Annotated in this window: 12 protein-coding genes and 2 tRNA genes; 9 read left to right on the forward strand and 5 right to left on the reverse strand. The window is 47.0% G+C overall.

The window, feature by feature from the left end:
- Nucleotides 1–13: 13 nt before the first annotated feature.
- From ACSHX2_RS01790 to ACSHX2_RS01800, 3 genes are all read right to left on the reverse strand, one after another.
- On the reverse strand, nucleotides 14–1957 hold the full coding sequence (locus ACSHX2_RS01790; RefSeq protein WP_435689993.1) for a hypothetical protein: 1944 nt from the start codon (nucleotides 1955–1957) through the stop codon (nucleotides 14–16).
- 117 nt (nucleotides 1958–2074) lie between these two features.
- A complete protein-coding gene (locus ACSHX2_RS01795) occupies nucleotides 2075–2422 on the reverse strand; it encodes a prepilin-type N-terminal cleavage/methylation domain-containing protein (RefSeq protein ID WP_435689994.1) in 348 nt (115 codons plus the stop codon).
- Between the two features lie 52 nt (nucleotides 2423–2474).
- On the reverse strand, nucleotides 2475–3728 hold the full coding sequence (locus ACSHX2_RS01800) for a type IV pilus twitching motility protein PilT (protein ID WP_435689996.1): 1254 nt from the start codon (nucleotides 3726–3728) through the stop codon (nucleotides 2475–2477).
- Nucleotides 3729–4049: 321 nt separating this feature from the next.
- On the opposite strand from ACSHX2_RS01800, the gene ACSHX2_RS01805 reads away from it, so the two are divergent.
- The 4 genes from ACSHX2_RS01805 to ACSHX2_RS01820 are packed head-to-tail and all read left to right on the forward strand — an operon-like array spanning nucleotide 4050 to nucleotide 8306.
- Complete coding sequence (locus ACSHX2_RS01805) at nucleotides 4050–6005, forward strand: O-antigen ligase family protein (RefSeq protein ID WP_435689998.1); 1956 nt, start codon at nucleotides 4050–4052, stop codon at nucleotides 6003–6005.
- A 23-nt stretch (nucleotides 6006–6028) separates the two neighbouring features.
- Complete coding sequence (locus tag ACSHX2_RS01810) at nucleotides 6029–6682, forward strand: ATP-binding cassette domain-containing protein (protein WP_435690000.1); 654 nt, start codon at nucleotides 6029–6031, stop codon at nucleotides 6680–6682.
- Nucleotides 6682–7449, forward strand: a complete 768-nt coding sequence (locus ACSHX2_RS01815; RefSeq protein ID WP_435690002.1) for a hypothetical protein — start codon at nucleotides 6682–6684, stop codon at nucleotides 7447–7449. The genes ACSHX2_RS01810 and ACSHX2_RS01815 overlap by 1 nt, the downstream gene beginning before the upstream one ends.
- A complete protein-coding gene (locus ACSHX2_RS01820) occupies nucleotides 7446–8306 on the forward strand; it encodes a hypothetical protein (RefSeq protein ID WP_435690004.1) in 861 nt (286 codons plus the stop codon). The genes ACSHX2_RS01815 and ACSHX2_RS01820 overlap by 4 nt, the downstream gene beginning before the upstream one ends.
- Nucleotides 8307–8433: 127 nt before the next feature.
- On the opposite strand, the gene ndk is transcribed toward ACSHX2_RS01820, so the two are convergent.
- On the reverse strand, nucleotides 8434–8859 hold the full coding sequence (ndk, locus tag ACSHX2_RS01825) for a nucleoside-diphosphate kinase (RefSeq protein ID WP_435690006.1): 426 nt from the start codon (nucleotides 8857–8859) through the stop codon (nucleotides 8434–8436).
- Between the two features lie 182 nt (nucleotides 8860–9041).
- Here ndk and ACSHX2_RS01830 point away from each other — a divergent pair, with 182 nt between their 5' ends.
- From ACSHX2_RS01830 to ACSHX2_RS01840, 3 genes are all read left to right on the forward strand, one after another.
- Nucleotides 9042–10823 (forward strand): O-antigen ligase family protein, encoded by a 1782-nt coding sequence (locus tag ACSHX2_RS01830; RefSeq protein WP_435690008.1) that lies wholly within the window; start codon nucleotides 9042–9044, stop codon nucleotides 10821–10823.
- Between the two features lie 107 nt (nucleotides 10824–10930).
- On the forward strand, nucleotides 10931–11188 hold the full coding sequence (gene rpsO, locus ACSHX2_RS01835) for a 30S ribosomal protein S15 (RefSeq protein ID WP_435690010.1): 258 nt from the start codon (nucleotides 10931–10933) through the stop codon (nucleotides 11186–11188).
- Nucleotides 11189–11565: 377 nt separating this feature from the next.
- A complete protein-coding gene (locus ACSHX2_RS01840; protein WP_435690012.1) occupies nucleotides 11566–13707 on the forward strand; it encodes a polyribonucleotide nucleotidyltransferase in 2142 nt (713 codons plus the stop codon).
- A gap of 393 nt (nucleotides 13708–14100) precedes the next feature.
- On the opposite strand, the gene ACSHX2_RS01845 is transcribed toward ACSHX2_RS01840, so the two are convergent.
- Nucleotides 14101–14238 (reverse strand): hypothetical protein, encoded by a 138-nt coding sequence (locus ACSHX2_RS01845; protein WP_435690014.1) that lies wholly within the window; start codon nucleotides 14236–14238, stop codon nucleotides 14101–14103.
- A gap of 177 nt (nucleotides 14239–14415) precedes the next feature.
- Here ACSHX2_RS01845 and ACSHX2_RS01850 point away from each other — a divergent pair.
- Together ACSHX2_RS01850 and ACSHX2_RS01855 are read left to right on the forward strand one after the other, a co-directional pair.
- A tRNA-Gly gene (locus tag ACSHX2_RS01850) sits at nucleotides 14416–14490 on the forward strand.
- A 50-nt stretch (nucleotides 14491–14540) separates the two neighbouring features.
- Nucleotides 14541–14615: transfer RNA gene (locus ACSHX2_RS01855), tRNA-Gly, on the forward strand.
- The last annotated feature ends 204 nt before the right edge of the window (nucleotides 14616–14819 follow it).

The raw sequence follows: 14819 nt of genomic DNA on the forward strand, positions 1-14819 counted from the left end.
TTGTTTAGAGTAATTACTTGGAAGGGAGAGTGAGTGGATCCTGATTATTAAATTTTTGGGTCAGTTTCATGCTGAATTTGTAAGTGTAGGGATCGTTACTTACTTTCGATGACTGGGTAGAGATTTGGATGTCGGCAATCGGAGTACGATTGTATAGCTCGGGGTTGAAGGAGTTGTCTCCAGTGGTAGTCTCAATTTGCTTAAATACGTCGATGATGCCTCCGCGGGTATTGAGATTGTCGAGTAGGCGTTTGCCGCTTTTGTTTGCTTGGCCGGTGATTGCCCAATTACGTGAGACCGGAATCTTTTTATTGGAGGCATCAGCTGGGGAAATTTCAGCATTGTAGCTATAGCTGTCGACTTTTATGCCTGAGTTTTCAGGGAATAGTGCGGGAAGGACTTCCATCGCAGTCCAGCCACGGGAGCGGTCACTGAGTAGCAGGTTTAGACGGTTGGAGTCTCCCGCTTTTTTCTTGAGCATCATAATGTGCATTTGCGGATGGTCTGTCATGTAGCCCCAAGCTGGGTCTTTAGTAGCTGAATATACGTCCCATCCTGCTTTGGTTAGAGCTAGTGCAAGACCTGCAACTGCAGCCATTTTGAGAAATTTACTCCACTTAAGAGCTTTCATTTCTACTTGTTGCGGGTAAAGTGCGAGTTCTTTTTCCGGAGCGGGCAAGAAATCTTGGATCGGCCACATCTCCTCCACTAGAGTTTTAAATGTATGGCTCTCTGCTAGGGCTGAGTTACTGGCGGAAGGAGGGTTAGTGGTGGCTACTACTTCTAGGCGAACCTGTGAGAGCATTGCTACTGCTGCCATGTCTTGTATCTTCCATGGGCGTGTAACACCTGGGATTGCTGTGTCTGAATTGGCTTCAGAAGCACCTGCTTGAGTTGGCTCATTTTCAACTGCAGTTTGTGCGGTGAGGTCGGACCACTTCCAAGGGCGAGTCATGCCGAGGCTTTCGTTTTTGCCTTTTATTGCTGACGGTGCGGTAGGAATGTGGAGAGCTGAACTTGTGGGGCTGAGAGTGATAACTTGCGAGTTCGGTAGCATGCTTGAGAGTGAGTCACTCATGCCCATAGGTGCGGCGCCGGCCATAGGGATAAGGAAAACATGTGGGTTTTCTAACTCTAATGAGGTGGCGGTAGTTAAAATCGCCGAGGCTGTCTGCGGTGAAAAAGGGACGTTGCCATGGTGCTGCAGGGTGCGAATGAGGATGAGATCACCATGGATGTTGAAAAAGCTAAGGACGGAAAAGCGCGGGTAGTGGTGGATAGTGACGAAACCGTTTTCTGGTTTTTGTTCTAGTAGCCATGGGATGGCACTGATTGCACAGAGTGGAGCGCTTACGGCTCGGGTTCTTATAGGAATATTACTTAGGTTGCCGTAGTCTCGGCATTCCTGTAGGAGGCTTTCATGGCGGCGGGTGAAGGCGATAGCGGTTGCAAATGGTTGACCACTGGCTGCACCGGGGTATGGGAAGAGGCGCCATGCATGAGACTGGTTGGATACCGAGGCGTCTTCGAGAATAGCGCGTGGATCTTTTATGATCTTGCGACGTAGTTCATCTATTTCGGCTGGATTCTGATGTTCTGGTCCAGGTTCAGCAGTGGCGAATTCATCTGCGACATAGAGGATGATTCCTAAGCCGGGGTTCTTTTCGCTTGTGAGGTGTTCTTGAACGATGCCGTCGAGGACTGGTTTGAGGAGGCTAGGGGCTTCCTCCATCTCGGGAGAGATGTTTGGGCCTTTTGCCCATTCACCTGTGGAGGTGTTGCGGATATATGAAATAGCGCCTGAGTCTGATCCGACAAATATATGAAGTTGCAGGTTAATGGAAAAGGCATCTGCATACCAGTTAGGGTTGTCTGCTCTGCTCGTCTCTTTGCTGAGTTGCTTGGCTTGCTTGAAGCGTTTGCCAAAGCTTAATGATTCAGGTTGGCTAAGTGTCATAAAATTATGTTCAAGATTGTGAACAATCTATGTTATAGGGCAATATAAATCCCCACCTCTTTTGACGGGGGTGGGGATGGTTTGATTGACGTTAAAATAAGGCTCGAAGCCTTATTTTTAGTGAGATGTGCAGGTTACTGATGAGGAGCCGTTGGCTGCGGTAATGGTGTAGGTGCCAGCACCTCCAGTTGGGCATACAGGTAGACCTGCGCTGAATGGACCCGCAAGTAAGCCTGCGTCAGTGACGCTTGTGGTGGAGAGTCCTGAGATGTTCATGTATGAGTCAGCTCCTTTTTGGATGGATGAGCGGTTTACTGTACAAGCGGCAGAGTTAGCTGATGTTTTGTAGTAGCTTGCTCCGATGAATAGTACGGAGATGAGTACGAGGATAACTGCGATTACGACTGAAAGTTCGATCAGTGTAACACCTTTTTGACCCTTGAGGGCGAATGTATTCTTTTTCATGGTATGTATTTAGTTTATGGTTTTGGTTTATGTATGGGGGGATTTGGGAATGTTAGTCTTCACTAGATTTAGCGAGCTTGGCATTCTCAAAAGCGTCTTGGGAGATGAGTCCCTGTTGATAAAGTCTGTATAGATTGTTGTCCCATTGGACGTTTCCTGAGCGACGAATAGCGTCTTCTAGTGCAGAGGCTCCACGGTCGTACGCTGCAATGGCGGCACCTACTGAGTCGTCATTGTTATTAAGGAATTCGTAGGTGAGAACTCGACCATGTACTCCAGTGAGGAGGCCTTGTGAGTGGATGAAAATCATAATTTCACCGAGGCGGTTGAGGATGGAAGCGTGTTTGTCCTTAGGGTACATTTCGAGAATACGTCCCATAGTCTTTACGGCTCCAGTGGTGTGTAGGGTGGAGAGGACTAGGTGGCCAGTTTGGGCGGCCTCTAGGCAGGTGTCCATGGCTTCACGGTCGCGGATCTCACCTAGCAGAATGATGTGGGGTGCTTTACGAAGTACATCCTTGAGGCCTTGGCGATAGGAGGATACGTCACGGCCTACTTCTTGTTGGGTTACGATGGATGGCGCGAGGGTTTTCATCCCCGGTACATCTGGGTCATCCATGTCGTGCGGGTATTGGTACTCAACAGGGTCTTCTACGGTGACGATGTGTTTAGGATGGTGACGACGAGCCCAGTCTACAAGAGATGCTAGCGTGGTGGATTTACCGGAGCCGGTGGGTCCTGTGACTAGGCAGAGTCCAGCTCGTTTCAGTACGGCATGGCGGAGTGACTGGATAGTGTCTGGGAGGATGCCGAGGGATTCTAACTCAGGGATGTTGTCGTTGAGGATTCGGCAAGTGATTCCTAGGCCTGGGGCTGAAAGGTGTGTCTGGATACGGAGGCGGCCGGAAATTTCGCCGTTGTCACCGTATTCGATGCCGCTACAGGAAAAGTCATCTACACGTCGTTCTTGGAATGCGTCTAGAGCCTCTTTTACGTGATCACGCTCATGCTCGGAGTCGCCAAAGCCGTGGGAATCCTCATCTTTGTTGTTGAGTAGGGCTTCATAGATATTGAGCATCGCATCAGATGTGAGGATGCCTAGGTGGGGGAGGGCTTCCATGCCGTGGTGGGTCTCAATATACAACGGGCGGTTTGCACGTAGCTGGATGTCTGAGACTCCTCGCTGCTGACATGTCTGGAAAATGATGCGAAGAATCTCTTCGCCAGACATGGATTCATTGAATGTCTGTCCTCCATGTTCTGTTGGGAGGGGGGGCGGGCTCTGTATGTTGACTGCAGCTTCCATGGGTTTGTGAAATGCGATAGGGGGGCGCACTGTATTTCAAAGTATGTGCAGGGGAAGTTCGTTTGTGAAGTTAAAAATGTCGTGTGTGGTCTAGGTCACGAATAAAGGCGTATAGGATGTAATACAAGGAGGCTGGTGGTTGGCAATCTAAATTTAATATTCTTGGTAAATTACACAAGGAGAATGGTATCGTGTATTAATTCACATTATTTTGCAGAATAGAGAGTGCGTTATTTTAATGGCTCTAAATTAAGGGCTTCAGTGTAAGCAGAGTAGGAGGTTCTGAGCTTTTTTCTTGCTAGAAAGTAGAGGGCGCTATTTATGATGGATATCATGAATTGCTTGAATCGCGAGTGTGGCCCCCATGCAAGGAGGTTAGATAGTCAAAATGCGGCAGGCTGGCGCGAGACTGTGTTGCCGGTGTTGATCTCGGTGATGATGTTATACCTCTGTGCGCATAATGGAGGGCAAGTCTTGAGGTCTGCGGGGCCAATTGTTGCGATCACATCTTCTGTTTTTCTGTTACTGCTAGGCGCTTGGGTAGTATGGCGGACGAATGGAGTTCGCGCCACAGTGTCAAGTTTATTGCTGATGAGTTGGTTAGGATATATGGTTTTTAATTTTGTCTGGCTTGGGCGAACTCCAGTGTTTGGGAAAACTATATTGATTGCTCTACTGAGTGCGGGGATTCTGTGCGCTAGTGTCTACCGAATGCGGGAAGATTCGCTGAAATGGCTTTTCGGAGGTCTCATGGTTTTAGGTCTACTTATTGGAGTGTGTGCACTGTTTCAGTTTTTTGTTGATCCTTCGTGGCATCCAGTTGTGGGTTCCGTGAAAGCTCAATATGGAAACCGAGTGAGCGGTTTGTTCGGGCAGCCTAATAGTTTTGCTATTTTCATGTTGATGTTACTGCCCTATACTTTGCTGAGAGCTGTTAAAGGGGAGAGGTTTAGAGCTGTTTTTGGTGGGTTAGCTTTACTTTTTATGTGGTGTGTCATTGTGAGTCAGAGCCGGGCTGTGACCTTGTGTGCTTTTCCTGTGTTAGCTGCCTCGGCTTATTTTTCTGCTAACGAATGGCGTGCCAGGGTTGTGACGCTTGTTTGTTTTATCGGAGTATTTGGAGTGCTTTACTTTGGGAATTCTTTATTTAGTGTAGCAGGGGGAGAAAGATTTGAGAGGTTGGTCGAAAGCGGAGGTGGGGGAGTCAGGATAGTGTATTATGCTGCTGCGGTTGATTTAATCTTACAAAAGCCGTTATTCGGCGTAGGTTTTGGTAACTTTCAATTACTTTGGGATAGGCAGTTTCCAGTGTATTCAACAATGGGGGAAGAGTTCGTACATTCAGATTATCTCCAGATTCTTTGTGAGACTGGTTTTATTGGTTTAGGACTCTTCTTGAGTGGGGTGGTGTTAGTTCTGCTGCGCGCTTGGGGTAGTTTAAGAGCTTGTGAATCTAGGTTGAACAGTAAGCAGATATATGCTCAGTCGGCTTTATGCGGACTTGTGGGCTTTGCTCTGCATGAAATGGTTGATATCGGATTACAGATGATAAGCGTGTTGTTTCTGGTGGCGATTTATTTAGCTGTGCTGATGCAGCAGGATGAAAGCTACAGAAAGTGGACTCTAAATAGGGCGGGGAAGTCTAGTGTGTCGCTTGGATTATTGGTGTTGGCTGCTATATTTTTAGTAGAGTTTTTACCTTCAGCAAAAAGTCTAAGAAAGTCATTTAAAGCATGGGGTTACGCCTCTTATATCTACGCGAGCCTTAATGAAGACTATGATGTGCCAGAGGGGAATCTCCAAGGTGTCACTCTGGTGTTTGATGAATCGATAGAGTTAGATAGTCGAAATGTGTCAGCTTATTTCGGGAAAGGTCGGCATCTTCAATCCTATCAGTACTTGGAGAATGTCCGCCTGAAACTAGTGGTGGAGGATAGTGTGGAAGCTTTCGATTTGGCTTTGAGTGTTACACCTCAGAGTTGGAGGCTTTGGGCTGAAAGGGGGGTAAGTCTTGGGTTGGATCCTGATCGAGTTGATGAGGCTGACGCATCTTATCAAAAGGCTTTAGAGTTAGCTCCTATGCATGCGATGGCTTGGAAGTTTTATGCACAACATCTAAGGCTCTACGGAAGAGATGCTGAGTTGAGGGTGGCGTTACTGCAGATTCTTAGTATCGATACGAAAGGTTTTGTTCTAAGTGAGTGGGCTGAAGCTGAATTGTTAGAGTTAGATGCAAAAAATCGACTAGAAGAGAAGTCTTCACTTGAGCTGAACTGAATTCATACTAAGTTACGAACCTAATGGCTAAAAAATGTTTGATAACTATCCCCCCGGAGTTCCAGATAGGTTATAAGAAGTCTATGATTGCTCAGTGTAATACTGGTTTTGTGTTGGGTGAGGGTACGCATTACCTATTGGCCAGGAATGGGCGAGGGAAGACGACATTGCTCAGGACCTTGGCTAAAAGTTTACCGACCGTTAGTGGGGTGGTAAATATTGAAGGGATTGTGCAGTATGTTCCCGAGGATATTGAGTACAATGACCACCTTTCTGCGGAAGTGATTTTGAAGACCTTGGTGCCGCAAGAGCGGAGAGAGGCGTGTTTTAGCTTTGCTGATAAGGTGGAGCTGGATGTGAAGAAGAATTATTGCAACCTTTCTACTGGTAATAAACGGAAGATTAGCTGGCTGATGGCGGAGTTTTTCTGCGATCCTGCTGGTGGCAATGTGCTGTTACTCGATGAGCCGTTTACCGGGCTCGATTCTTATGTGCGCGATGCCTTTATGGAATACTGGGCTGAGAATGAGGAGGGGGTTTGTCGTTTGGTGAGTTGTCACCCAGATTTCGATAGTATGGCAATTCATAGTGCGGTGCTTATTTCTGAGGGTGAAATCACGGCATCGAATAGTAGGACTGGTCAGGGCTGGGGTGAGCTGAAGGAGGCGCTGAGGTAATGAAGACACTATTTAAACTTTCGTTAGTGATGGCGGTGCGGCAGAAGACGTTTTTCGTCGTACTTTTGCTGTTGGCTCTCGGGCCTTTTGTATTTCAGCAAATGACTAATTATGTGGCTGATCCATCGGTGTTAGCTCCAGCGCGCGCACAGGCGGCTTGGCAATTGGCTTGGTTGGCAGCGTGTTTGTGGTTGTCGTATTTAGCGGCAAACCTAGGTGGTGAGCATGTGCGCAGTAAGATGGGGGAGTATTTCCTAAGTCGCGGCGAGGGGCGGGGGAGTCAAATGTTGGCACTTTCCGCGTGTGCGGCGGTATTCGCAGTAGCGATTGCGTTGCTGCCTATGTTGGTCAGTATCTTTGCCGCAGCTCCAGGGGATGCCGAGGAACTTAAGCATTGGGTGGTACTTTGTGTTCAACATGGTGTGTTGATGTTGCTTCTGACTTTGTCTTTGACGCAGTTGGCGATCGCGTTAGCGAGTCGTTTTGGAGCATTGGTGGGGTATACAGGGAGTGTGTTTGTTTATCTTCTTGGTTTTTATGCTGTACTGGCGGTGGAGAAGATGGTGATTGGCGAAGATGCGTTTTACATGGATTTGCTGTATGTTGTATTACCGCATTTCTATCTAGCTGATTTGACGCATCGCTTTGTGCATAGCCAAGGGGCGATGAGCAATAGCGAATTTTTTGCGGTATTCGAGTATTTGGCAGGATGGGGGATTTTGTTGAGTGTGTTGAGCTATCTGATTTTTACTCCGAAGAAGAAATGAAACTACTGCTAGGTATTATTGTGGCTGTAGTAGGGATTGCGCTAATCTCAGATGGTCAAGGGCGGGTGAAGAGCTTATTGGCAAAGCGAGAGTTGAACCCGTTCGATCTCAGGCAGAGTCCCTATGGGGAGGTTATTGGAGCTGCTTTGCAAGAACCAGTTCATTTACTGTCCCATGGGGGGCAGGGGCATGAGCATATGAAGTCTCACGAAGATTGTGCTGGTTGTTCTAGTTGTGCTACCGCGGGGCATGGTCATTCACATGATCATGCTACTGTCTTTGCGGGAAAGGATCGCCCTTGGTTAGCGCAACGCAAGTCAGAGCTTGCTGGGTTAGAGAGTAATACCCGGCAGAATCATAATCCTAAGGGGCGCAAGGCTGAGGCTCGCGCCTTTGAGGGAAAAAGGATCTGGGAAATAATGGAGCTCGCCTATGCGATGGATCCCACGAATTACGCGAATTACAACATCTATGTGGAGCTTGAGAGTAGAGAAGGTGGGTTCGAGAAAATTTTGGAAATTTCTAAGAAAACTTTAACTCTGACTGAAGGGAGGATCAATGACCCTAATGATGCTCTCACGGCCGCTTCTGCTGCTGAAACTGTTCTGATATACCGTGACGTTTATGCGAAACGTGAGGGGCGGGAGAATCCTGATTTAGAAGTGGACTATAAATTTTTCATTGAGAAAACAAAAGAGTACGCTGCGGCTTTTGATAGAGCCCTTGAGGAGGGAAGGTTGCAGGAGTTTTCTCAAGAGAAGGTTGATGAAATGATTCAGTACTACGGCCGCTTTAATTATACGATTAAGGCGTATAGGAAGTATATTGATGAGCGGAAGCTCATCAATGTTGAGTGATAAATATTGAATGCTTGTTTGATGAAGCAAGCTTCAGGGTGGAGAACGCGGTAGCAATCTGAAAATAAAAAAACGCGCGGTCATTGCTGACGGCGCGTTCTAGAGGGGTGTATTTATCTAAAATCGATTAGAAGCTGAAGACTTCGCCTTCATTGAAGAAGCGCTTGAGTTCTGCGTCTGCTGTTTCTGGGCTGTCGGATGCGTGACAGACATTGGTCATCATGTCTTCGCCGAGGTCACCGCGGAGCGTGCCAGCAGGAGCTTCTTTGGAGTTTGTCGGGCCGAGGAGGTCGCGCACGCGGCCAATTGCTTCTTCACCTTCAAGAGCGAGGGCGATGACTGGAGTTTTCTGCATGAATGCAACGATCTCTGGGAAGAACGGCTTATCTGCCACGTGTGAGTAGTGTTCAGCGAGTAGTTCGTCGCTCAGAGTCATCATTTTGATGCCGCGAATCACAAGGCCTTCAGCGAGAAAACGCTCGAGGACTTTGCCGGAAAGGTTCTTTTCAACGGTGTCAGGTTTGAAGAGGATTAGGGTAGTTTCTGTTGCCATTAGCATTGGGTAATTTACAGATGTTGATCTGACAAGTGAATTAGTTACTGGTCATTTAGGTTGATTGTTCAGAGTTAACTAAATTGTAGATTTGCGATCTTGTGTTGAGAGGGTATTCTGTTAGTTCATTTTATATGCTCAAAGTGCAGAATTCGAGGTGGGGAGTGTTAGGGGGGGCGCTCATGTTATGCGTTTTAGTTTCTGTGCTTATACACTGGGGTGGAACTCAAAGCTCAGCTTCAGTGCTGATGTCGAGTTTGGTTTGTGGCGGAATTTTGTTGCTCATAGGGCTGATCCATCTTTGTTTTACCCGCGCCGTTGATTTTGGTGGATGGATTTTTGCTCCATGGGTTTTGTCTGTTTTTTTGAGCGGGCTTCTACTAAGTGTTGCTCCATGGGATGCGTGGCGGACTATTGTGTGTCAGGTTGTCGGAGGGTTAGTGTTTTATGTGTCTTATGCCTTGATACGAGGTGAAAGAGCCAAATGGAGTGTGCTGGGTGGTTTGCTGTTTTTAGGGGTGTGTTGTGCTGGAGCCGCTTATTACCAAGCTTATGTGGACTATGAATGGGGTCCATTCTCTACCCATCGCTTATCGCAATATAATCAAAGGATGGCTGGTTTTTTTGGGCAACCCAATGCGTATGCAGCATTTGTGATGATCGCTATGCCTATCCCGTTGTTCTATGCTTTTAAGTTTAATTGCAGCACTTTGGTTAAAGTGCTGTCTGTGCTAATTTTTCTATTTTTACAATGGGGTGTTTTTTTAGGGGTTAGCCGTGGGGCTCTGATTACGTTGGGTATACAATATATTCTGTATGCACTTTTTTTGGGGAGTACATGGAAGCAAAGAGCTTTGACTTTTCTAGTTTTTGTTGTTGCTGCGGGTCTACAGTTTTATGCATTTAGTGAAACACAGTCCGTGATGAGCAAGCGAGTGGAGATTTTGGTGGAGACTCAGGGGGAGGGTTCCCGGAATATCTACTACCCAATAGCTTGGGAGATTTTTAAGGATCAACCATTATTTGGCATAGGAGAAGGTAGTTTTCGATATGTCTGGGATACCGTTGAGCCAATATCGTACATGGTTGAGGAGACTCACGTGCATTCAGACCCGCTTGAGTTATTAGCTGAGAACGGGATAGTCGGAGCTATGCTATATTATTTGCCCGTGTGTGGGGTGTTAATAATGGGTTTTCTATCTCTTCAGAGATTGGGATCACCATCTCAGAAAGCACTTGTTCAAGTATGTATTATCGGAGTTAGTGGTTATCTCATACATGGCTGTGTCGACTTCCTGACTAAATACCAAACATTGCTTTTCGTTAGTTTTATTTATCTGGCTTTTATCGCTCAAGAGTTATGTTGGCCACGTTTTCGAAGTAGGTTATTAGCTAAGGGGGTGGTTCTAATCTGCGGTGTTGTGAGTTTCTTTATGCTGTTCATCGGGATTGCTAGCGTACGAGCTATGTGGATCTCTGAAGAAAATCGCTTAGCTAAAATCGATTTAGACGGGAGGTTAGCAGCAGGTGAATCCGTCAAATATGCTGAGATAGATGCTCTTTATTCTAATGCGGCATTGGCGTTACAGGCTGACCCTAGATATGTTCCTGCTATGTTACAGGCTATTGAGGCCTTACAATTAAAAGCGCATTATGATCCATCGAATAAGATAGACTATACTGATCTAGCTCTTGCGATAAACCTAGATATATTAGATGTGTTTGAGGGTCATTGGAGAGCTTGGGGTATTCGTATCAATCTTCTCGAGCAATATGGCGGACGTGACGATGAAGTTATGGAGTGTTACAGGAGAGCTCTGGCAATTGCACCTCAGAATCTATTGTTACGTATGAACTATATCATGTATTTAAAAAGGCGTAGTATCTCTGGAGAGGTTTATGATGAGCAGGCTAATTTCGTGCGAAAGACTTTCCCAGGGCATCCGGCCTTGAATGATTTGTAGAGTGTGGATTAATACTTGCTTTGTGATAGTAAGAAGGTTAGATACCGCCGTCCCGAATAGGGAGGTCTGGTTCATGAAGGACTGGTCCTGAACACATTAAATTCAAAATGAGCGATATTACTATCAACCCGAAAGACTTCCAGCTTCACGAAGGTGACACTGGCAGTGCCGATTATCAGATTGCACTTCTCACTGTGCGCATTCTTCATCTTACAGATCACATGAATGCAAACAAGAAGGACGTATCTAGCCGCCGCGGACTACTTCAACTCGTGTCTCGCCGTCGTAAACTTCTTGATTACCTCAAGGCGAACTCAGAAGAGCGTTACCAGAAGGCCCTTAAAGGTCTTGGTCTCCGCCGCTAAGTTACTTTTGAAAGGTCACGGTTCACGCCGTGGCCTTTCTTTTTTTAATTCGATATCACGAATTAAAAATGAGGGGTGTAGAATGAGTTTTGAGCTGGGTGATCGATTTAGATACCTTGAGCTGGGTAAAGCTGGCAATATTGTTGATTTCTAGCGGAAAAGAATTTAGTGCAATTCGTGAAATTCGTGTTAAATAAAGCTCGTTTTAAGAGAGCTTATCGATTTCTGAATTTATAATCCCTCATTAATTTTACAGGTAGGAATGACGGCACGTCATCTGAATTCCTTCCTGAGCGCAGCGGAAGGTCCGTTGTTGTCTCGAAGCAAATAAAGCTCCTAGCCAAAGATGTGCTGAGAGTGTGACGAAAAGAAGAATAATGAATATACATAAAGTAACGAGCCAGGTTGGCTCAAACCCTATCAGTTTCGAAACTGGTAAAATGGCAAAGCTCGCAGACGGTGCTGTTGTCGTAACTTCAGGTGAAACTACAGTTCTTGTGACTGCTTGTTCCCTTACTAAAATCAAGCCGGGGCAGTCCTGGTTCCCGCTCTCTGTAGAATACAAAGAGAGAGCATTCGCCGCTGGTGTTTTCCCAGGTGGCTACTTCAAGCGTGAAGGTCGTCCGACTGAGAAGGAGATCCTCACATGCCGTATGACTGACCGTCCTCTACGCCCACTTTTCCCTAAAGGTTATCTCTACGAGACACAGATCGTAGCGCTCATGCTTTCTGCTGACGGTATCAACGATGCGGACATCCTTTCCATGAATGGTGCTTCTGCAGCGCTTTCTATCTCTGACATCCCATTCGCTCGCCCAATCGGTGCTGTGCGTGTTGGTCGTGTTGAAGGTGAGTTCGTGATCAACCCAACATTCGAACAACGTGAAGAGTCTGATCTCGATCTTGTTTATGTAGGTGACAAAGAAAACGTGATCATGATCGAAGGTGGTGCTGACCAGGTTCCTGAAGAGGAATTCGTCAAAGCCCTCTACTTCGCTCAACAGAGTGTGCAAAAGCTCGTTGCTGCTCAGGAAGAGCTCAAGGCTCTCGCTGGTAAAGAAACTCGCCCGTACACAGTTTCTGTGGCTGAGCAGGATCTTCTTGATATCGCTTACGAAATCGCTGGTGAGCGTATCGAAGGTGCTATCTACGCTGCGACTAAGGTTGAGCGTTCCCAGAAAGTTGGCGCACTTCGTGACGAAGTGGAAGCTGCGATCATGGAGCGTTTCCCTGAAACTAATGATTTCCAGATCGAACAAGCATTCGAGTACCTTCAGAAGAAGGCATTCCGCGTATCTATCCTTGAAAAAGGTGTGCGTGCAGATGGCCGTAAGCCAGCTGATCTCCGTCCACTTTTCGCTGAAGAAGGTCTCCTTCCACGCGTTCACGGTTCTGCTCTCTTTGCTCGTGGTGAAACACAAGCACTTGCAGTATCCACACTCGCACCAGCTGACGAGCGTCAGTACTTCGACAACTACGCAGGTGGCGAAGACAGCAAGCGTTTCATCCTTCACTACAGCTTCCCACCATTCTCCGTTGGTGAAGCAGGTCGCTTCGGTGGTCTCAACCGTCGTGAAATCGGTCACGGTAACCTCGCTGAGCGTTCTATCGCTCCAGTGATCCCTGACGAAGACGTGTTCCCATACGCTATCCGTACCGTGTCTGAAGTTCTTGAGTCAAATGGCTCATCTTCCATGGCAACAGTATGTGCGGGCACAATGTCACTTCTCGGTGCTGGTGTTCCTATCAAGGCTCCTGTTTCAGGAATCTCTGTAGGTCTTGTGACTGACTTCAATGAAGCTGGTGAAATGGTTCAGTACGAGCGTCTTCTCGACATCATCGGTTCTGAAGATTTCTACGGTGACATGGATTTCAAACTTTGCGGTACTCCAGCAGGTGTGACTTCCTACCAGCTTGACCTCAAGCTCGACGGTATCCCACTTAAGATTCTCGAAGAGGCAGTTTACCAAGCTAAAGACGGCCGCGCGCTCGTTCTTGATAAGATGCTTTCTGTCATTAAGGACACAGCAACTATCTCTGAGTACGCTCCACGTATTGAGTCTGTGAAGATCAATCCTGATAAGATCGGCATGCTCATCGGCCCTGGTGGCAAGAACATTAAGTCAATCCAAGCTGAGTCTGGTGCTGACCTCAACATCGAAGACGATGGCACTGTGCACATCTACGCTTCTAAGAATGAGTCACTCGAGCGCGCTAAGGAGATGATCAATCAAATGTTTGCTGAAGTAGAAGTAGGCAAGGTTTATGATGGTAAGATCGTTTCTTGTACTAAGTTCGGTGCATTCGTTGAAGTTCTTCCTGGTAAGGATGGGCTGATCCACATCTCTGAGCTTGCTGAAGGCCGTGTAGAGAAGACTGAAGACGTTGTGAACGTGGGTGACAAGGTGAAAGCCAAGTGCATCGGTATCGACGACAAAGGTCGCGTTAAGATGTCTATCCGCGCAGCTCTTCGTGATGCAAAGCAAGAAGGTGGCTCAGAAGAGTCCTCTGAAGACTAATTTTAGGAGAGAAATCTTTTAAGTTATCGGCCACTGGGAGTAAATCTCGGTGGCCGATTTTTTTTGGAAATTTTACCGCGAAAGAGGCGAAATGGGGGAGTTGGATTTTTTACAACGACGCTAACGAATCACACGAATGGCTTTTGGGGGCGATGGTTTAGGTCTGTGAGACCTTTTGACTAGGTAGGGGCGCCGCTCCGCGGTGTCCAGCTGAGGGGATGTGTTGATGGCTGAACGGATTGGCGTTGGTGAGGCGTGGGAGGAAGCCAATGGTGTCTCTTTGAAGGTTTGAAGGTCTGTGCACTGCTGGACGTCGGCGGAGCGACGTCCCTACCTAGGTTAGCGTGTGAAATTGCCTTTTTCTAGTTGCAGGTGGGAGGGTGTATCGGGGGGTTATTCGAGACTGGCCTCAGTCGATGGTGTGGTTTCCTTGACTTTCGTGTCGGCGCTGATGAAAAATATAGAACCGAGGGTGAGAACTAGGCCTGCCAAAATAGAGATGCCGAGAAGTATAAAGAGACAGGATTTCATGGACTCGAAGCTAATCTGATAGGTGTGAAGGCGTCCAGAATCTTTCTGAAATATAAATTTACCTTATCGAAGTAATTGCTGTTTCTTAACTTGGGTTAAATAAGCGGAAAAAGATATTAAAAAATGCTTGCGCCGTTCTGGTGATCGTGTAGAAATCCGCCCGCCGCAGGCAACAAAGCGGGTGTAGCTCAGTGGTAGAGCGCGACCTTGCCAAGGTCGATGTCGAGAGTTCGAATCTCTTCACCCGCTCCATTTTCTTCTCGAAGGTAATGGTCTGCAGTAAAAATATATAACCGATAAAAGCGGGTGTAGCTCAGTGGTAGAGCGCGACCTTGCCAAGGTCGATGTCGAGAGTTCGAATCTCTTCACCCGCTCCATCGGATATACTAAAAAAGCGAGCCTTCATCGGTTCGCTTTTTTGTTACTTGGGTGTCCGGTCGTTCGAGGTGATAAATTTCTAGTTCCTGAGATTGTGGAGCAGGCAGAGCATTTAACTAGGGCTGTGGAGTTTCTGAGTTGAGTGATGTTATGGAATAGTCGAATCGTCCTTGATGTGAAGCTAGGTTGGTTTTTTAATGAGA

This window comes from Rubritalea sp. (genome assembly GCF_051252225.1).
In the GTDB taxonomy this organism is placed as follows: domain Bacteria; phylum Verrucomicrobiota; class Verrucomicrobiia; order Verrucomicrobiales; family Akkermansiaceae; genus Rubritalea.

Coding starts and splice junctions, on each gene's coding strand:
- ACSHX2_RS01795 (WP_435689994.1), bottom strand. CDS start 2,422: ATGAAAAAGAATACATTCGCCCTCAAGGGTCAAAAAGGTGTTACACTG.
- ACSHX2_RS01820 (WP_435690004.1), top strand. CDS start 7,446: ATGAAACTACTGCTAGGTATTATTGTGGCTGTAGTAGGGATTGCGCTA.
- ACSHX2_RS01790 (WP_435689993.1), bottom strand. CDS start 1,957: ATGACACTTAGCCAACCTGAATCATTAAGCTTTGGCAAACGCTTCAAG.
- ACSHX2_RS01815 (WP_435690002.1), top strand. CDS start 6,682: ATGAAGACACTATTTAAACTTTCGTTAGTGATGGCGGTGCGGCAGAAG.
- ndk (WP_435690006.1), bottom strand. CDS start 8,859: ATGGCAACAGAAACTACCCTAATCCTCTTCAAACCTGACACCGTTGAA.
- ACSHX2_RS01800 (WP_435689996.1), bottom strand. CDS start 3,728: ATGGAAGCTGCAGTCAACATACAGAGCCCGCCCCCCCTCCCAACAGAA.
- ACSHX2_RS01830 (WP_435690008.1), top strand. CDS start 9,042: ATGTTATGCGTTTTAGTTTCTGTGCTTATACACTGGGGTGGAACTCAA.
- ACSHX2_RS01810 (WP_435690000.1), top strand. CDS start 6,029: ATGGCTAAAAAATGTTTGATAACTATCCCCCCGGAGTTCCAGATAGGT.
- ACSHX2_RS01840 (WP_435690012.1), top strand. CDS start 11,566: ATGAATATACATAAAGTAACGAGCCAGGTTGGCTCAAACCCTATCAGT.
- rpsO (WP_435690010.1), top strand. CDS start 10,931: ATGAGCGATATTACTATCAACCCGAAAGACTTCCAGCTTCACGAAGGT.
- ACSHX2_RS01805 (WP_435689998.1), top strand. CDS start 4,050: ATGATGGATATCATGAATTGCTTGAATCGCGAGTGTGGCCCCCATGCA.
- ACSHX2_RS01845 (WP_435690014.1), bottom strand. CDS start 14,238: ATGAAATCCTGTCTCTTTATACTTCTCGGCATCTCTATTTTGGCAGGC.